At 34.7% G+C, this 19,258-nt stretch carries 16 protein-coding genes; 11 read left to right on the top strand and 5 right to left on the bottom strand.

The features are described from left to right. Positions 1–309: 309 nt before the first annotated feature. Entirely contained in the window at positions 310–729 is a 420-nt protein-coding gene (locus ACAM30_RS15085) for a T9SS type A sorting domain-containing protein (protein WP_369615423.1), read from the bottom strand. 447 nt (positions 730–1,176) lie between these two features. On the opposite strand from ACAM30_RS15085, the gene ACAM30_RS15090 reads away from it, so the two are divergent. After that, positions 1,177–2,049, top strand: coding sequence for an AraC family transcriptional regulator (locus tag ACAM30_RS15090; RefSeq protein ID WP_369615424.1), 873 nt, complete (start codon positions 1,177–1,179; stop codon positions 2,047–2,049). 234 nt (positions 2,050–2,283) lie between these two features. Here ACAM30_RS15090 and ACAM30_RS15095 read toward each other — a convergent pair whose 3' ends face one another. Further along, positions 2,284–4,281 (bottom strand): prolyl oligopeptidase family serine peptidase, encoded by a 1,998-nt coding sequence (locus ACAM30_RS15095; RefSeq protein WP_369615425.1) that lies wholly within the window; start codon positions 4,279–4,281, stop codon positions 2,284–2,286. A gap of 209 nt (positions 4,282–4,490) precedes the next feature. Here ACAM30_RS15095 and ACAM30_RS15100 point away from each other — a divergent pair, with 209 nt between their 5' ends. From ACAM30_RS15100 to ACAM30_RS15115, 4 genes are all read left to right on the top strand, one after another. Next, on the top strand, positions 4,491–5,828 hold the full coding sequence (locus tag ACAM30_RS15100) for a sensor histidine kinase (protein WP_369615426.1): 1,338 nt from the start codon (positions 4,491–4,493) through the stop codon (positions 5,826–5,828). Next, entirely contained in the window at positions 5,821–6,510 is a 690-nt protein-coding gene (locus tag ACAM30_RS15105; RefSeq protein WP_369615427.1) for a response regulator transcription factor, read from the top strand. The genes ACAM30_RS15100 and ACAM30_RS15105 overlap by 8 nt, the downstream gene beginning before the upstream one ends. Positions 6,511–6,601: 91 nt before the next feature. Next, the gene (locus ACAM30_RS15110; protein ID WP_369615428.1) at positions 6,602–7,471 is read left to right on the top strand and encodes an alpha/beta hydrolase; all 870 of its coding nucleotides are present in this window, start codon (positions 6,602–6,604) and stop codon (positions 7,469–7,471) included. 102 nt (positions 7,472–7,573) lie between these two features. After that, positions 7,574–8,095, top strand: a complete 522-nt coding sequence (locus ACAM30_RS15115) for a hypothetical protein (protein WP_369615429.1) — start codon at positions 7,574–7,576, stop codon at positions 8,093–8,095. 61 nt (positions 8,096–8,156) lie between these two features. Here the strand turns inward: ACAM30_RS15115 and ACAM30_RS15120 are convergent, their stop codons facing one another. From ACAM30_RS15120 to ACAM30_RS15130, 3 genes are all read right to left on the bottom strand, one after another. Then, entirely contained in the window at positions 8,157–9,974 is a 1,818-nt protein-coding gene (locus tag ACAM30_RS15120; protein WP_369615430.1) for a T9SS type A sorting domain-containing protein, read from the bottom strand. Positions 9,975–10,155: 181 nt separating this feature from the next. Next, positions 10,156–11,121, bottom strand: a complete 966-nt coding sequence (locus ACAM30_RS15125; RefSeq protein WP_369615431.1) for a TerC family protein — start codon at positions 11,119–11,121, stop codon at positions 10,156–10,158. 222 nt (positions 11,122–11,343) lie between these two features. Continuing rightward, positions 11,344–12,360, bottom strand: a complete 1,017-nt coding sequence (locus ACAM30_RS15130) for a glutamine synthetase beta-grasp domain-containing protein (protein ID WP_369615432.1) — start codon at positions 12,358–12,360, stop codon at positions 11,344–11,346. A 429-nt stretch (positions 12,361–12,789) separates the two neighbouring features. Here ACAM30_RS15130 and ACAM30_RS15135 point away from each other — a divergent pair, with 429 nt between their 5' ends. The 6 genes from ACAM30_RS15135 (at position 12,790) to ACAM30_RS15160 (ending at position 19,258) form a co-directional block, all read left to right on the top strand. Next, on the top strand, positions 12,790–14,979 hold the full coding sequence (locus ACAM30_RS15135) for a glutamine synthetase III (protein ID WP_369615433.1): 2,190 nt from the start codon (positions 12,790–12,792) through the stop codon (positions 14,977–14,979). Between the two features lie 395 nt (positions 14,980–15,374). Further along, on the top strand, positions 15,375–16,001 hold the full coding sequence (locus ACAM30_RS15140) for a hypothetical protein (RefSeq protein ID WP_369615434.1): 627 nt from the start codon (positions 15,375–15,377) through the stop codon (positions 15,999–16,001). Positions 16,002–16,067: 66 nt separating this feature from the next. Continuing rightward, positions 16,068–16,547: a hypothetical protein gene (locus tag ACAM30_RS15145; RefSeq protein ID WP_369615435.1), complete on the top strand. Its 480-nt coding sequence runs from the start codon at positions 16,068–16,070 to the stop codon at positions 16,545–16,547. Between the two features lie 4 nt (positions 16,548–16,551). After that, complete coding sequence (locus ACAM30_RS15150; protein WP_369615436.1) at positions 16,552–17,286, top strand: CsgE family curli-type amyloid fiber assembly protein; 735 nt, start codon at positions 16,552–16,554, stop codon at positions 17,284–17,286. 88 nt (positions 17,287–17,374) lie between these two features. Beyond that, positions 17,375–17,824: a curli assembly protein CsgF gene (locus tag ACAM30_RS15155; RefSeq protein ID WP_369615437.1), complete on the top strand. Its 450-nt coding sequence runs from the start codon at positions 17,375–17,377 to the stop codon at positions 17,822–17,824. Between the two features lie 60 nt (positions 17,825–17,884). Continuing rightward, complete coding sequence (locus ACAM30_RS15160) at positions 17,885–19,258, top strand: CsgG/HfaB family protein (RefSeq protein WP_369615438.1); 1,374 nt, start codon at positions 17,885–17,887, stop codon at positions 19,256–19,258.

The raw sequence follows: 19,258 nt of genomic DNA on the forward strand, positions 1-19,258 counted from the left end.
TGTGATAATGTTGATTTAGTTGTGTTTCTTACAAAAAAATAACCGCAAGGCGCGCAAGGTTTTTTTTATTATACATTACGTGTAGTAACCGCAAAGTACGCAAGGCTAAATATTGATAAACCTTTGCGTACTTTGCGATAGTTAAAAATAATCTTTGATAAAAAACCTTGCGCACCTTGCAGTTAAACCATTAGTTTACAAACAAAAAAAACAGCTCAATAACCACAAAGAGCTGTTTTAAAACAATCACGTTTTTAACTTTACTAACTATCTAACCTCATTTTTATACTTTATGAAAGCATAAACTTTTTAACGTACTGCTACGTTTGAATTTTGAGCAGAGAAATCTGCTTTATAGGTTGATGAAATTGCTTTTGCAGACAATATTGATTTGTCATCTGTAATTGTAATTTCATGTCTTATTTTTTTAACATTGTCTTCCACTTCTAAGAAATAAGTTCCTTCAGGAAATTCTTCTAAACTGAAGGTTCTTAAAATTCCTTCTTTACCTGAAGCATTTTCTGTATAGATTAATGAACCGTTTTGGTCATAAATACTCAAACTTGCTTTATGCACCTGGTTTAGAGCAAACGTAATTAGCTTTCCATTAGCCTTCAATACATGAAGGTTAAAATTGTTGTTACTATTTCCATTTCCGTCAATTGCATAAGTACTTATTCCTGAAAAGAGTATCGCACATACTAAACTTAATTTTAAAATGTTTTTCATAGCTTTTCGTTTTAAATGATTCGTTCATTTCTCTGATGCTAAAGTACTTCTATAACAGATTTTTTTTCGCAACTCTATTTGCCAATTTATGTGCTGTATTCTCATTTACGAAACCGTTATAGGTTAAAATTTGAATTATTATAGGTGTTTTTGTTAATTGTGTTGTTATTTTTCAATGATTTGAAATTTTGATTGATTTCGGAATACGACTATAATTCTTACGTAAATGCTGTATACTTATAAAAAGACCTGATTAAATAGGATATATTAAAAAAAAGATTGTAAAAAAAACGAGTATAAAAAAAATACGGAAATATTTGTGATTTTGGATTTAGTGTTTTTCGATTTTTTATGATATATTCTCATTTACGAAACCGTTATAGGTTAAAATATGAATTATGTTAGGTGTTTTTGTTAAATTCGCTATTATTTTTTAAAAACTTTATCATGAAGACGATTGCCCCTGCTCTTGAAGTGATATCTAATTCTTACGGAAGCTCTTTTACGTATACCAAACATGCTGAAAAAATGAACAGTAAAGCACATTTATGGCATTACCATCCGGAAATTGAGCTGGTATACATTAATGGGGGAGCGGGTAAAAGACAAATTGGGAGTCATGTTTCGTATTATACCAATGGGAGTTTACTTTTGATAGGAGCCAATCTGCCACATTGCGGTTTTACAAATGAAATGACGGGAAATACAGATGAAACGGTTATTCATATCAAACCTGAATTTTTGGGAAATGATTTTTTTGTGGCACCCGAAATGAAAAAAGTTCGAAATGTTTTGAATCAGTCGAGAGGAGGGATCGCTTTTGGAGGAGAAACGAAGAAAAATGTGGGTAAAAGGATTGAAATGATGGAGAATCAGCTTCCGTTTGAACGTTTGCTGACACTTTTAAGTATTTTAGATGAGTTGGACTCATCGGAAGAATATACTGTGCTGAATGCGGATGGTTTTTCGTTAGAATTGCAGACTCAGGATAATGACCGAATGAATGTAATTTTTAATTATGTGAAAGATCATTTTCAGGAATCGATTGCTATAGACGAAGTTTCGAGCCTGATCAGTATGACAACACCTTCTTTTTGCCGATACTTTAAAAAGATTTCGAACAAAACGTTTACCGAATTTGTAAACGAATACCGTTTGGTACACGCCTCAAAACTTCTGGCAGAGAAACCTATAAGTATTAATGAAGTCTGTTATGAAAGCGGTTTTAATAATTTTAGCCACTTCAGTAAATCGTTTAAACAGTATACCGGTAAAAGTGCTTCGCAGTACCGTAACGAACATAAAATTATCATTCAGTAAAGTTGTATGGTTTCACTGAGACTCGCGAAGAAATAACACAGAGATACACTAAGGTTTTTTAGTCCTTTGTGTACCCCTGCGTATTCTCTGTGAATATCTGTGGAATTATATTGTGTCTCTTTGCGGAATTCTGTTGTTTCACAGAGACTCGCGAAAAAAACAACACAGAGATACACAAAGTTTTCTAATCCTTTGCGTATCTCTGCGTGTCCTTTGTGTCTCTTTGCGGAATTTTTACTTATTGAAGTTTTCAGCAAAGAAGCCTAACATATATTTATAGAGCTCTATACTATTTGATTCTTTTTGAAAGCCGTGTCCTTCATCGTATTTTACCATATATGGAACTTCAAAACCTTTTGCACGCATCGCTTTAACGATTTGATCAGACTCATTGATGTTTACTCTCGGATCATTTGCCCCCTGTGCTACAAATAAAGGTTTTTTGATTTTATCAATCTGAAATATTGGAGAAACTTCTTTAGCTATTTCAGCTTCCTTCGGATTATCCAAATCATACCATATTTCTTTTACCATTTCTTTATAGGGTTTCCAGTATTCCGGAAACGAGTTAAAAAAGGTGAAAATATTAGAAACCCCCACATAATCTACTCCACAGGAATATAAATCGGGTGTTTTTATTAATCCCATTAAGGTAGCATATCCTCCATGGCTTCCTCCGTAAATAGCCACTTTACTTTGATCGATCCAACCTTGTTTTATCACATATTTTACTCCGTCTTCTACATCATCCATTACCTTTCTTCCAATTTGTTTGTAACCGGATTGTAGAAATTCTTTACCATATCCTCCCGAAATTCTAAAATTAACTTGTAATGTAGCATATCCTCTACTGGCAAACAATTGTGCTTCAGGGTTGAAACCCCATTCATCTCTAATGGTTTGTGGCCCTCCGTGAGGATTAACAATCAAAGGGACTTTCTTTCCTTCTAAAGCGGCTTTAGGTAACGTTATGTATCCATGGATGGTTAAGCCATCTCTGCTTTTGAATTCAATAGGTCGCATTACTGCCATATCTTCTTCTTTCAGCTGAGGCATAAGATCATAAAGCAATTTTATGTTTTTTGTTTTTGTATCATATTCATAATACTTTCCATAAAGTTTATCACTAGTTACGAAAACCAAAAGTTTATTTTCATTGTTATCCGAAGAGACAATTGAGAAATCTTTATCTTTAAATTGTGCTGACAGTTTACTGTAAACCTCTTTATAAAATTTACTTACCGGTATCGTTATTCCTTTTACGCCAGTATAGCTAATGTAATCCAGTTCATAGTTTCTGTTTTTACGAGCGGTACTTATAGAGCTTACATCATAAACCGGGTCCGAATAAACTTCTTTAATAATTGTATTTTTCTTCAGGTTGTATAATACAATTCTTTCTTTGTCGCTATCAAGGTTGGTTACTACATAGGCTTCGTCCTTATTTTTAGAATTATCATTCAGTTCGATAATACTGAAGGTGTTTTTCCAGTCTGTTGATTGGATAAGGTTAAATTTGCCTGTTTCTAAATCTTTATAGAATGTTTTCGTGGTCAGACCATTTTCCAGGACCGAATAACCTCTCATGTTTCCGTCTTTATCAAATAAATAACTATTAATAGGGCTATTAACGTCTTTATTTTCATAAAGCTGGGTCATTTCTCCGGTAATAAAGTTTATTTTGAAGGGTTCAAAGATCTGTTTGTTGTTTTTATTAAGTGCTACAATAACGAAGTTAGTATCCTTGATGATATTTACAGATCTTAAGGTTACCCCTTCAAAAGGAGTTAAATCTTTTACATTTTTACCATCGATATCTACAGCATAAAGATGGTGATTTTCGTTGCCTCCTTTATCCTGTGTATAAAATAGCCTTTTCTTGTCCAGCCAGCCATAACTTCCAATAAGATCCTCTTTCTCTACAATAGCTTTTGTAATTTTTCCTGTTTTCAGTTCTTTTACATACACATGATTTTTTTTGTCTTTATCTTTTTCTTTATAAGATAAGTATTGCCCGTCCGGTGAAATTTTGAAGGATGAAGCATTTGGTCTTGCGAAATAGTCTTCTACTCTGTATTTGAAATTTCCTTTATCAAAAGAGACCATCTTCTCAAGACTTTCTTTAGAAGAAGGCAATGTAGCATCACCCGGTAGTTTTGCCGCAGTACTTTGTGCATTTGCTGCAATTGCTGACACAAAAATAGATACAGCAGTTAAGATTTTAAGATTCATATTCATAACTTATTTGCTTTGAAGTTTAATTGATTTTATATCAGTAGATTAAATAAAAATATTGATACTTTGATTTTTCCTAGGACAAATTTCGGGAAGTGCTGTTACATTGTGGGTTATCAGACTGTTATATAGTGTTAAATAGTGTTATCACAGCTTTTATGGTATCTTGTTAATGTGTAACTTCGAAATAATTTAAAGAAAACTATATGAATAAATTCTTTGTTAGTTTTGGAAAACCATTGTTCATCCTGACCATTATTGTCGTTTTGACTTTTCAGGGATATTGGATTGTGGTAAATTACGAAAATAAAAAAGTAGAAATTTTGGAGCGGGTACAATCCGAAGCTACCCAGCTATTGCTGATGAATATGCTTAAGAGCTCTGCTTTACAGGAAAAGTTGGATAAGATAAATAAAAAGGGGAATAAATCTAAGGCAGAAAATATTGAAGTATATGTTTCAGCGCCAAAAACAGAGGTGATTGACGAGCGCTTAAAAGTTCCGGATGGTGGCTTGTTTTATAAGGATGAAAAATTGGACTACATTTTATATACTTCGGTTAGAAAGATATTGAAAACATTACTGAAAAAAGATACTGAAATCCAGATCTATTTTGAAGGTAAAGACGTTAAGAGAACCTATCCAAAAGGTGTTACAATTACAGATCAAAATACGACAAAAACGATAAACTCATTTCAGCAGGATAGTAATAAATACCGCATCCATATCGTCAATATGTCGGCTGTCGCAATTTATGAAATTAAAGAAATTATATTTTTTTCGATATTTTATGTTCTTCTTTTTTTGATTACTATTTTCATTCTTTTCAAGAGTCTGGTTTTTAATCGGAATTTATTGCAGAATAAGGAGGTTTTCACACGCAATATGACGCACGAACTAAAAATACCTATTTCAACGATACTGATTGCAACAGAAGCCCTCGAAGCGTATACAATTGAAGAAGAGCCTGCAGATGTAAAAAAATATGCTGGCGCTATTCAAAGAGCAGCAAATCAGCTTTCTTTTCTGGTAGATTCTATTCTTCAGCACGCGAGAAGCAGCAATAGTAATGAAAAATTAGTTCTGTCCTCCGTGAATTTACTATCTTTAGTACAGGAAGTGGAAGTGGATCTGGCTCATATAGTTTTGAAAAAAAAGGCAGAAATCAATTTCGGAAATGTCGATGAAAATGTAGAGATCAAAGGCAATCGGGTTCAGTTGAGGCAGATCTTTCTGAATTTACTCGATAACGCTCTGAAATATTCCGAAAGAGATCCCAGAATTATAATTTCCGCCGAGAAAAAGAGCAATATCGTAACCATTAGAATTCAGGACAACGGTATTGGTATTCCCGAAAAATACAGAGAAGAAATCTTTGCACCTTATTTTAAAATCATGAAGGATAACACCCACAATGTAAAAGGATTCGGTTTAGGGTTGAGTTTTGTGCGTGAATCCTTGAAAAAACAAGGTGGGACTATTAGAGTTTTGAAACAAAAAACAGAAGGCACCACTATCGAAATCAAAATACCTGCTTATGAGTAAACCTAAAATATTATACTTAGAAGACGATTCTGATTTGGGAGAAATCACTTCGATGCTGCTGGAAAAAAAAGGATTTGAAGTAGAATGGATACTTGATGGCGCTGAAGGACTTGAAGTGCTCAAAGGGCAGTCGTTTGACCTTATTGTGGCAGATATTATGATGCCAAAGCTTGACGGTTATTCTTTATTAAAGCAAATAAGAGAAGATGGAAATACGATTCCTTTGATTCTTCTTTCGGCACGTGTGCTCACAGAAGATGTGCTGCAGGGTTTTTCTTTAGGTGCAGATGATTATATTCGAAAACCATTCAGTGCGGAAGAACTCACCGCCAGAATAAACAGACTCCTGACAAGGGGGGGGACTGCTATTGATGAACGGAAAAAGAAAAACGTCATCATTGGTGATTATGAATATGATCCGGAGAGCTATAAATTAATTCATAAGAAAAGAGTTATTGTCCTTTCTCCACGATCAGGAGAGATACTTTACCGTCTTGCCACCGGTGAAAACAGAACACTTCCAAGAAAAGAAACACTTATTGAGCTTTGGGGAGATGATAGTTTTTTTAACGGAAGAAGCTTAGATGTATTTATTTCAAAACTGCGAAAAAATCTTTCTGAGGATCCTAAAATCAGTATTATCAATATTAGAGCGCAGGGGTATCGCCTGATTATCGATTGAAATCAGAATATTCCTTATTTTTTCGTAAAAACAGCATTCGCTAAGAAAAAAGTAATATCTTATGTCCTCTAAAACAAAAAATGTTACAAGTATGAAAAATGCCAGATTTCTATTGATTGTAGTGCTGTTATGTATCAGCGCAGTAAGTTATGCTGCAAAAGTGGATACCCTGCAAGTTGCAAGTACAGCCATGAGTAAAACTTACAAAGCAGCAGTTGTTTTGCCCAATTCGTATAGCAAAAGCAAAGCTGCATTTCCGGTGATGTATTTGCTGCATGGTGCTTACGGACATTTTAGCGATTGGCTGAAAAATACGCCCAATAAGAAATTAGTACAAAACTTATCCGATCAGTACAATATGATTATTGTAATGCCGGAAGGGGAGACTTTTAGTTTTTATCTGGATAGTCCGGTAAACAAAGGAAGTCAGTTCGAGACCTTTATCACACAAGAGGTTGTTCAAAAAGTAGATAAAACATACCGAACCATAAGCAACAGAAACGGAAGAGTAATCACGGGACTTTCTATGGGAGGCCACGGCGCTTTGTATTTGTCGGCCAAGCATCCTGACTTGTTTTGTGCTGCCGGAAGTATGAGTGGTGCAGTAGATATGGGTGCAATGCTAAACAGGGACGCATCCGCACAGATTGTAAAACTAATGCAGCCTGTTTTTGGAGATAAAAGCGACAGTTCTGAAATGTATGCGCAATATGCTGTGCTGGGAATGTTGGATAAACTTAAAGCGAATAAACTCCCTTTGATTATAGATTGTGGTGTTGATGATTTTCTGATTGAACCCAACAGAGAACTACACCGAAGACTGGTTTACAACAAAGTAGATCACGATTATACCGAACGTGCGGGAGCGCATACCTGGGAGTATTGGGAAAATTCACTGCCTTATCATGCTCTATTTTTTAATAAAATACTGCTTAAAAATCAGCAGGTTACGAAAAAATAATAGAAAATTCGAATAAGAACGGGGTCAAATATTTTTTTTGGTTTGATTTTTGGAATATCTTTATATATGTATATTCTAAAAACAAATAATACCACAGAAATTATGAAAAAGATACTTACCTTATTCGCAGTTGCAGTCGTTGGATTGATTACATTTTCAAGTTGTGAAGGACCGGAAGGGCCTCCGGGATCAGATTCTGCACTTTCTTATGTTTATGAAGTTGATGCCAATTTTGTTGGACCAAATTATTCTGTTACTAGTACGCCTTCAGGTATGCTGTCAGGAGATAATATCTTAGTGTATGAATTGGTAAGTACAAGCGGACCGGATAGTTGGGCATTATTGCCTCAGGTATACTATTTCAATAACGGTTTGGAAACTGCTCAATACAACTATACTTTTTCGAAAAATAGAGTTACAATCTTTATTACGGGTAGTTTAAATGATTATTCTCAATTGCCAAGTAGTTTTAGGTTAGGAAAAGTGTTCAGAGTAGTAATTATTCCGGGTGATGATGGCATAAATGCAAAAACTGGAAAAAAAGTTACGACTGATAATTTAGATTATAACACAGTTATCAAAAAGTATAGCATTGATGATAGTAATGTTAAGAAACTAAACTAATCATTGGAGTATAAAACAAAAAAGGAGATCATGATGATCTCCTTTTTTTGGACGTATGTTTTTATTGTTTAATGAAAGTTTTTTGAGTAATGCCTTGTATATTTTCAATTGTAATGAAATAGGTCCCAACGGGTAAATTCGCAACATCTACGCTTATTATTTTAGATGTCACGTTTGAAAAATTATTTGAATTTACTACATTACCCAAAACGTTTAAGATTGTAATTTTTGCATTACTCATATCGACAGTTGATTCAATGTTTAAACTTGAAGAAGTTGGATTTGGGTAAAGTTGTATATTGGGTTGAGAAGCAGTACCATCTAAATAAGTTTCGTTACTGTAACTTGTGCCTACTCCATATATGTATTTGCTATTAACTAAAACTGCATAGTTCATTGTAGCAATTCGTCTAAATTTATATGTAGATTTGAAACTATATCCTCCCCTTCTACCAGAAACAACGGTAAGTGGTAGCGAAGGAAGATAATCTTTAGAAGTCGCGCCCGGGATGTTTGACCATGAAGTAGTAGGATAACCTCCTTCTAAGCTTTGACTCTGCCATTGATAATTTGTTAAATAAATTCGGAAATCATAACCCTCCGGATAAGGATTGTCGAGACTGGCTGTAGATCCCGTGATAAGTTGTGGATTTTCGAAACTATTAAGAGATGTGATTTTTAAAGTTTGATCACAACAAATTGTATTATCATAACGCAATCCTCTAATTAAAATCTTTATATCATTACTTATTCTGGATATGTTTTGGTAAGTTGCTATTCTCCTAACTAAATAATAAGTATCTTCAGGGTTTGTAGATAAAGATGGATCCGAAAAATTTAAGTCTCCGTTTGATTCATTTGGTATCGTTATCCAAGGGTTGGAATTAAATTCGTTGTTTTTATATTGCCATTTATAACCATCAACATCCGTTACAATATCACCTCTGGTATTTGTATGCCATGGATCTTGCAACATGTTTAAGTTTATTTTAGATGAAGCTCCGTATAGATTTAATGTTTTGGTATTGGATAGTTCATAATATCCGTCGGAGTTAGATATGCTATTTGTGGAAATTGTATTGGTAAGTATCGGCGAAGGCGCAACTGTAATCGTTACAACGTTACTTTTGTTTGGTTTGTCAACACTATAATTATATCCTAAGTTTCTGGTAATAGTAAAATCTCCAGCTTCAGTAATATAGTCAATGTTTAGAACTTTATTTATATTGTCAAGATTTTGAAATCTTACACTTGGATTTCCGTTTGCAGCCCAAGAAGAGTTAATACCATATGCTTTGCCTTCGTAAGGATTGAGGTATTGAGAGCCAGTTATAGGAGAAGGTTTGTCTCCCAATCTTACAATTTGATTGCAACATAAAGTATTCGGTATTTTTGAAGGATCGGGGGCATCTGAAGGAGGATTTATAGTTCCACTTCCGTCTAGTGTTGCGTTCTTTATAACTGCTAAATTTGAACTTTTGAAGGCTGCTCCCGCTGGATTTTTGTATTCGGCATATATAAAACCTCCAGATGTTAAGAAATCTCCCCAGCTAAGATTTATATTGAAACTTGCGATTGCGAATTTTCCACCTCCAAAATAGAGTTGTCCACCATCACCTCCGATAGCAATATTTGCGTTTTGAGGAGATAGTTTTGAAAAATAAATTTTGATCGTACCTTGATCTCCAATTGCTGCGTTAGAAGGAACTTCTACTTTGGCTGATAATGAAATACTTGAATATGAAACTCCGCCAAGATTGATTGGCCCTGCATTGGTACTAACACCATTGACCATAGTAGGGGTTAAGGTTACTCTTTGTCCAAATGATACTGTATTGAACAAAAGCAATAAAGTAAGATAAATGTAATTTTTATTCATGATTTTTTTAAATTATAATAAAGTTAAAAATAGGATTAATATTATATTTTTTAAATTTTAAAAAGTTAAATTATAAGTGTAATACTATAATTTAACACAATAGGAATTTTGAGATTTAGTATAAAATAAAAAAAGGAGATCATCATGATCTCCTTTTTTTATTTTATACTATTTTGAAGTGCTATTCCTTATCTGTATCAGTAAGTTCTTTCTCGGCTCCAAATTTTAAAGAAACCAGAATCCCGGCTAAAAGCGAAAGCGCAATGAAACCTAAAGATGCCCATTCTGGTACGTGAATGAAGTCGTGAAGCAGCATTTTTAATCCTACGAAACTTAAAATGGCGATAAGACTGTATTCCAGATAGCTGAATTTTGCCAGCATATTGGCTAAGAAAAAGTACATCGAACGTAATCCCAGTATGGCAAAAATATTAGAGCTGAACACTAAAAACGGGTCAGAAGTAATGGCCAGAATAGCCGGTACACTGTCTACGGCAAAAAGCACATCCATGAATTCGATTACAATCAGCGCTACAAATAATGGGGTGGCCGCTTTTTTGGCTGTTTTTGTGGGAATGAAGAATTTTTCTCCCTCCATATGGGAAGTGATCGGGATGATTTTTCCTAATGTTTTATAAATGAAAGAATCTTTGGGGTGAAAATCTTCATCTTCGCCCGTAAACAGCATCTTGATTGCGGTAAAAAGCAGAAAGGCTCCAAATAAATAAGTAGTCCATGCAAATTTATTAATCAGCATTACACCAAAGAAAATCATTAGTCCACGGAAAACAACGGCTCCCAGAATTCCCCAGAATAAAACACGATGCTGGTATTTTTGTGGTATTTTGAACGATGCAAAAATAATCGCGATCACAAAAATATTGTCTACACTTAAAGATAACTCAATCAGATAACCGGTTATAAACTTCATGGAAGCAACGGCGGGTTTCAGATTGTCGGGATTTGCAATGTAATCGGTAGTATAAAGCCAATAGATGACTCCTGAAAAAAGAAAGGATAAGGTTACCCAGATCAGTGTCCATTTACTTGCTTCTTTGGTGCTGATAATATGTGGGGTTTTGTTGAAAACGCCTAAGTCTAAAGCGAGAATAAGTGCAACTGCTATTAAAAAGAAAATCCAAACCATTAGGGTATTTTTTTAGTGATTCACAAAGATAGTTTTTAAATTATATCAATTATAATTATTTATCCTGTCTGTCATTTTTGGGCAGAATCAGAGCGTTAAGTATTAAAAAAGTTACTTTCAAAATTTACCCAACGTTTGTCTTTTCGACTGATAGGACAGGCAATTCCATAAAAAAAAGTGCCAACATTACGTTAGCACTTTTGTATATGTTCTAAAGCTGAATTACAATGCTGATTTTACAGTTTTGATAATTCTTGCAGCAATTTTGTATGGATCACCGTTTGAAGCAGGTCTTCTGTCTTCTAACCAGCCTTTCCATCCTTTTTGTACGGTCATTAATGGAATTCTGATAGAACATCCTCTGTCTGAAACGCCATAAGAGAAATCGTGAATAGAAGCTGTTTCGTGTTTACCGGTTAAACGTTGGTCGTTGTAAGCTCCGTAAACAGCAATGTGTTCTGCAGTAACAGGTCTGAAAGCTTCACAGATTCTTTCGTAAGTCGCCTGGTCTCCACATGTTCTTAATACTTCGTTAGAGAAGTTAGCATGCATACCTGAACCATTCCAGTCTGTATCTCCAAGTGGTTTTGGGTGGTATTCAATATAGTAACCGTATTTTTCAGTCAAACGATCTAATAAGTAACGGGCAACCCAGATTTCGTCTCCGGCTTTTTTAGCACCTTTAGCGAATAATTGGAATTCCCATTGTCCGCAGGCAACTTCCTGGTTGATTCCTTCAAAGTTAATTCCGGCTGCGATACAAAGATCAGCATGCTCCTCAACTAATTTTCTTCCGTGCGTATTTTTTCCACCTACTGAGCAGTAGTACATCCCTTGTGGTGCAGGGTAACCTCCAACCGGGAATCCAAGTGGAAGTTGAGTTTTTGTATCCATAATGAAATACTCTTGTTCAAATCCGAACCAAAAATCATCATTATCATCATCAATTGTAGCTCTGCCGTTAGAAGGGTGTGGTGTTCCGTCAGCATACATAACTTCTGACATTACTAACCATCCGTTGATACGGGTTGGATCCGGATATATTGCAACAGGAACCAAAAGACAGTCAGAAGATCCACCTTCGGCTTGTTTAGTAGAGGAACCATCAAATGACCAGTTTCCTAGTTCTCCTAATGTTCCTTTGAAATTTTCGTGCTCTTCAACTTTAGTTTTACTTCTAAGATTTTGGGTTGGTTCATATCCGTCTAACCAAATGTATTCTAACTTAATTTTAGCCATAATAATATAAATTAATTTTCTTGTTTCTTTTTTGTTGGGACAAATATAGATTTATTTTTCTACTCCTAAAAATTAGGGGGCTATTTTGTTTAAAGTGGTATTATTTTTTAGATAAGATTAATTTGTGAGGGGGTATATTTTGAAAAAAGTAATTTTTAATACCTTAAAAAGGCAAATTCGTAAAAATCAAGGATGTTTTTTAAATTTTTAGTTTAAGGAATTATGAAAAAATGTTTATTTAATGAATAATACTGTGGTGTTTTGTTATATTTCTTTGAATCAAATTCATTATTCTTTGAAAAAACCGCTTAACGTTGAAAAATCATCGAATAAAATTCTCTGGTTTATGTTTCAAACAGGGTGTTTTATTGATTATATTTGTTTCACTTTTTTAATGAAAATAATTACGAATTTTTAAACCTACTATACATGTCAACATTACGTTTCCAAGCTTTGCAAGAAGCTTCCAACAGAAAGCCTGTACATTTTGAAGAAATAGACAGAAAGTCCAACATCTTTGGTTCAAATGTGTTTAATGAGAAAGCGATGAAGCAGTTTTTGACTTCAGATGCTTTAAAAGGAGTGAGAGATGCCGTTCAACACGGAACTAAGATTGACAGAAAACTGGCCGATTATATCGCCATGGGTATGAAAGAATGGGCATTATCAAAAGGTGTAACTCATTATACACACTGGTTTCAGCCGCTTACAGGTACAACAGCAGAAAAACATGATGCTTTTTTTGAAACGTCTTATGACGGAAGTGATCCTGTAGAGAAATTCGGAGGGGCTCAATTGGTACAACAGGAACCTGATGCATCAAGTTTTCCGAATGGAGGAATAAGAAATACATTTGAAGCAAGAGGGTATACCGCATGGGATCCAACTTCGCCGGCATTTATATATGGTACAACCTTATGTATTCCGACCGTATTTATCGCTTATACAGGAGAAGCGCTCGATAATAAGATTCCATTATTAAGAGCACTATCAGTTATGGATGAGGCTGCGACGGAAGTATGTAAATATTTCGATAAAAATGTTAAGAAAGTTACCGCTACTTTAGGATGGGAACAGGAATACTTTTTAATTGATAAAGCATTAGCGAATTCACGTCCTGATTTAATGATGACAGGAAGAACCTTACTGGGACATACTTCTGCAAAAGGACAACAATTAGACGATCATTATTTTGGGTCTATTCCAACACGCGCTTTAACGTATATGAGAGATTTAGAGCAGGAATGTATGTTATTGGGGATTCCGGTAAAAACACGTCACAATGAGGTAGCGCCAAACCAATTCGAATTGGCTCCGATTTTTGAAGAAACCAATCTGGCTGTAGATCATAACTCCTTATTAATGGATGTGATGCAGCGTGTAGCGGAGCGTCATGATTTTAAAGTATTGTTTCATGAAAAACCTTTTAAAGGAGTAAACGGTTCCGGAAAACACAATAACTGGTCATTGGCAACAGATACAGGAGTTAATTTATTGAGTCCAAGTAAAACGCCAATGAGCAATTTACAGTTTTTGACTTTCTTTATCAATACGATTAAAGCGGTTAACGATTATGAAACTTTATTGAGAGCGTCTATTGCAACGGCAAGTAACGATCATCGTTTGGGAGCTAATGAGGCACCGCCGGCAATTATATCCGTTTTTATTGGAGCACAATTGTCTAAAGTATTAATAGAGCTGGAAAGTGTAACCACAGGGAAATTGTCCCCAGAAGAAAAGACAGACTTAAAGTTAAATGTAGTTGGAAAAATCCCGGACGTTCTTTTAGACAATACAGATCGTAACCGAACTTCTCCTTTTGCTTTTACCGGAAATAAATTTGAGTTTAGAGCTGTAGGTTCAAATGCCAACTGTTCGAATGCGATGACTACTCTGAATGCTATTGTGGCCAAACAATTAAGAGATTTTAAAACAGAGGTAGATACTTTGATCGAATCTAAAGACATGAAAAAAGACGATGCCATCTTTAATGTTTTGAGAGAATACATCAAGCAGTCTAAAAAAATACTTTTTGAAGGTGACGGATATAGCGAAGCCTGGGAAAAAGAAGCCGCTAAGAGAGGATTAAGTAATTTTAAAACCACTCCGGAAGCTATTAAAGCCAAAGTTTCAAAGCAAGCTTTGGAGTTATTTGACGAATTAGGAATTTTAAATCACGTAGAAGCAGAAGCCCGTTACGAAATTGAATTGGAAGAATACACTAAGAAAATCCAGATTGAAGGAAGAGTATTAGGAGATATTGCCAGAAATCATGTTATTCCGACAGCTATTCGCTATCAAAATACTCTAATTGAAAATGTAAAAGGATTAAAAGAAATTTTTGGTGCAGCATTTGAAACCATCGCAAAAGAGCAAATTGTTCTGATTAAAGAAATCTCAGGACATATTGAAGGAATCAATTCTAAAGTATTAGCAATGACCAGTGAGCGAAAAACAGCTAATCAATTGACTGATGCGCAAAAAATGGCCGAAGCTTATTGCAATAAAGTAAAACCTTATTTTGAGGACATTCGTAATCATTGTGATAAATTGGAATTATTAGTTGATGATGAAAGCTGGACCCTAACTAAGTACAGAGAATTGTTGTTTACGAAGTAATATTTTAGAATATACCCGATTAAGTCCCGTCTTTATTGAGATGGGATTTTTTTTATGATTTTGTTAAAAAACTAGTATTATGGTTTTATTTTAACACATGTTTAAATGGAATTGTGACTAAATTATGAAAAGTAGCTTTTTTCCTGCTAAGAAAAAAAAGCATTAAAGTAGTTCATCGAGATAGTTTTACACTTCATCGAAAAGTAATTAAGATATTGGAAAATAGGTATTTATACCTGTTTTGGTTGGCGATAAGTTTTCTAATTTTGATCATGAAAGAAAGAAAATAAGGCTTTAATTTTTATTTTCGAATGGAGATTTTGATTGCATGATTTCCCTAAATCAGGCTGACCTACATAATAAAATGTATTAATAACCAATTAAATATATTTATTATGAAAAGAGTAATTTTAAGCATCTCCGCGATGCTGTTTGTAGGAGCCGCATCTTTTGCGCAAGGTAACATGAGTGATGTGGACCAAACAGGTTTATTAAATGGTGCACTGGTAGTTCAGGTAGGAGCAACTAATAGCTCAGATGTTGACCAAATAGGTATTGCCAACGTTGCAATTGTAGGACAGTACGGAGATGATAACGAGTCTACTGTTGGACAATTAGGAGGAGGAAATGTTGCTATCGTAACACAAATCGGAGACAATAACGATTCTAGTATCACTCAGGGAATTTGGTTCGGTAATCTTGCAGTTACTACTCAAATTGGAGCTTACAACAATTCTGATGTGTTACAGATTGGTAACTTTAATACAGCTACTACTAATCAATTTGGTCTTGCCAATAACGCTTTGACTCTTCAATTCGGATATGGCAATACTGCATCTACCGATCAAATAGGATTGTTTAACAATGCAGCTACGCTACAATTAGGCTGGGACAACACCTCTAGTATTCAACAATACGGAGCTGGTAACTTTGCAGCTACTGCACAATTTGGAAATGATCATATGAGCACAGTTACTCAAACAGGTTTCTTAAATGGAAGTGTAGTAATTCAATCTAACTAAGAATAAACCAGGAAAAGGAAGAACTTGAGCTATTAAGTTCTTCCTTTTTTTAAATTACAATAGGTCATGAAACGTTTAGCCACTTTTTTATCCTTACTAATCACAGGGGTTTTATTCTCTCAGGTAATTGATGTGAATAGAAGTGACTATTTGTTAAATGAAACATACAATCGCAATCAGAATCAAACAGTAAATCAATACATCAAAAGCAGTAATATTGTTACTGTTACTCAAATTGGAAATTACAATCAAGCCAATTTGACCATCATAAGTAATAATGCTTATGTTACCGCACAACAGACAGGCAACAACAACTACATGAATGTCTACAAAAATGCTGATGAAATCAATCAGTCCTACACACAAACAGGCAATAACAATTATATAAGTGATTTTTCGATGTACTCACGCGGAATCACTTCCATGGGAATCAATCAGTATGGCAATAATTTATCGGTAATCAGTACCGGTTCAAATTCGATATCTAAAGATTTAATAATTAATCAAACGGGAAACTCGGGGACAATTTACATATTCAATCGCTAGTGTCATGAAAAAGTATTTGAACTTACTAATTGCATTTTTTGCTATTTTTTTTTCTGAATCAGGATTTTCTCAGGAAGTCCACATAGAAGTAAAAGCCAAAATAGAAGTAAAAGAAATAGAAAATTTACTTGCTATTACGGGAACTGCAGAAAACTTAAAATCGCAGTTTAAAAATATATCTTATAAATTGACTGTATTTAAAAAAAATAAAAAAAACTCGAATAAATCAAATAATGCTCAGGATGGCAGAGTCACATTAGAACCGATTCAAAAAGTTGAACTTTCTAAAACGCAAGTCAATTTTACACCAGACGATGAGATCATCATATTGCTATTGATTTTTGATGAAAAAAATGAATTGATAGGCAAAGACCGTGTTGTTTTTGGAGAAGATAAAGCAGCTGATGCCGGAAAACCAATTCCTGTAGATGGAATTGAAATGATAGGGATCGTTGCTAATGATACCAAAACAAAACTGGGAAATGATTTTTATGATTTTTTTTATGCGCAATATTCAAAGCTAAGAATTAATACAACTAAAATCGTGACCGTTCAAGAGGAATTGACTTTTGGGCGTACAACAAAAATTACTATTCTGATAGATGGAGAAATAGTGGAAGAATTTATTTCGCGTCCGGACGAAGATTTTTTAAAATACATGGCAGAATCTGCTGCATCAAAGGCATTTAAGTATTTTAAAGACATCGAAAAACAGAATAAAATAATAACTCAGTATTAATAAATAACTCAATATTAATAAACGAGAAGTAATTTTTTGTAGAGGAGTTTTTCTTTTTTTTTAATGTAGGAAACTAAATAACAGCAATATGAAAAATTTAATTTCATTCGTATTTGTGTTGGGTTTTTGTACTGTTTCTTTCGCACAGGATCTTGCTTATAAGCCTGTAAATCCAGCTTTTAATGGTGGTGAAACTTTTAATTATCAATGGTTGCTCAGTTCTGCGCAGGCACAAAATGATTTTAAAGAAGACAATACAAACGCATACAAACAGCCGACAGATCTGGAGCGTTTTAAAAGCACTTTAAATAACCAGTTGCTCAATAGAATTTCAAATTCATTATTTGATAGTCAATTTGGGTCTGGTACAGGCTCTGGTGGGGGTACCGGAGGCGGTACCGGCGGAGGACTTACCCCTGGTAATTATGTCTTCGGAACACTGTCTGTGGATATTTACAATTCTAACTTAGGAATGGTTGTCAATATTCTGGATATTGAAACTGGCGAGCAAACGCAAGTTATTATACCGGGTAAATAGTCTGGTATTCGATTTTTATAAAAAGTAAGTTCATGTTTTATTATTTAAAAATAACTAATTATGAATAAAACTCTCCTTTTTCTACTGTTAATAACCTGCCTACTCTCAGGATGTGGCGCGTATTTTAATCAACCCGTAGGAGTTCAGAAGGCTGTTTTTGGAGAAAACACTTCTGCAACTGAACACTTAGTCGGTATGCCAAAACCAAAAGAACAGATTGTGGTAGGGGTATATAAATTTAAAGACCAGACAGGTCAATACAAAGCGACTGAAGCAGGAAGCACATTTAGCACAGCAGTTACTCAGGGTGCTACTTCTATTTTAATAAAAGCACTTCAGGACTCAAAATGGTTTGTTCCAATAGAACGTGAGAATCTGGGAAATTTATTAAACGAACGAAACATTATCCGGTCTACACGTCAGGAATATGAAGCGAAAAAAGAAGGCGGTGAAACGGCACTGACTCCTCTGTTATTTGCAGGAGTTTTGTTAGAAGGCGGTATTATTTCCTATGATACTAATATTATTACCGGAGGTTTTGGAGCCCGATATTTTGGCGCCGGAGGCTCTACGCGATACAGACAAGATCGGGTTACGGTATATTTAAGATTGGTTTCCACTTCAAATGGAAAAATACTAAACACTGTTTACGTTTCTAAGACAATCTTATCACAAAGTATAGACGCCAGTCTATTTCGATACGTAAATCTAAACCGACTTTTAGAAGTAGAAACCGGTTTTACCAGAAATGAACCCATTCAGCTGGCAGTTACCGAAGCTATAGAAAAAGCCGTTGAAGGCCTTATTGTAGAAGGAATCAAAGGCAAGCTTTGGGAAGTGAATGCGCCTCAAAATCAAATCGATGCTTTTGTATCAGCCTATGATAAAGAAAAAAGCGAAGCCGATCTGGCACAATTATACGATAGAAATTTAGAAGACAAAAGAGGTCGTTTTGGGATAGAGCTTTCCGGTGGGACAACTATTATACAAGGCGATTATAAAAGTCCTGAGCCGCGTCCAATGGCCAGGGGAGCAGTGAAATATTTTTTCACTCCGGCTTTTAATGTAAGCGCTTCAACCAATGCATTCAAAATTCAGAATAAAGGGAAAGAGGATTATGGGTATATCTCTACAGATCTCAATCTCGAATTCACCATATTACCTCGCGATATTCTGACACCGTTTGTTTATGGCGGCTACGGATTTGAATTTAATAAGGCCTACAAAAATTTCCATAGTAAAGTTCAGTTTGGAGGCGGTTTAGAATATATGGCTACCCGTAGTTTAGGAGTAAAATTATTCGGAGAATATAATGTGGCCTTTAGCGACAATGTTGATTACATTATAAGAGGTAAAAGAGATGATTATTACTGGAAACTTGGTTTGGGACTCACTTATTACTTCCCAAAAAGTTTCAAGCACAAGAAAAAATAG

It is taken from the genome of Flavobacterium sp. CFS9 (genome assembly GCF_041154745.1).
GTDB lineage: Bacteria > Bacteroidota > Bacteroidia > Flavobacteriales > Flavobacteriaceae > Flavobacterium.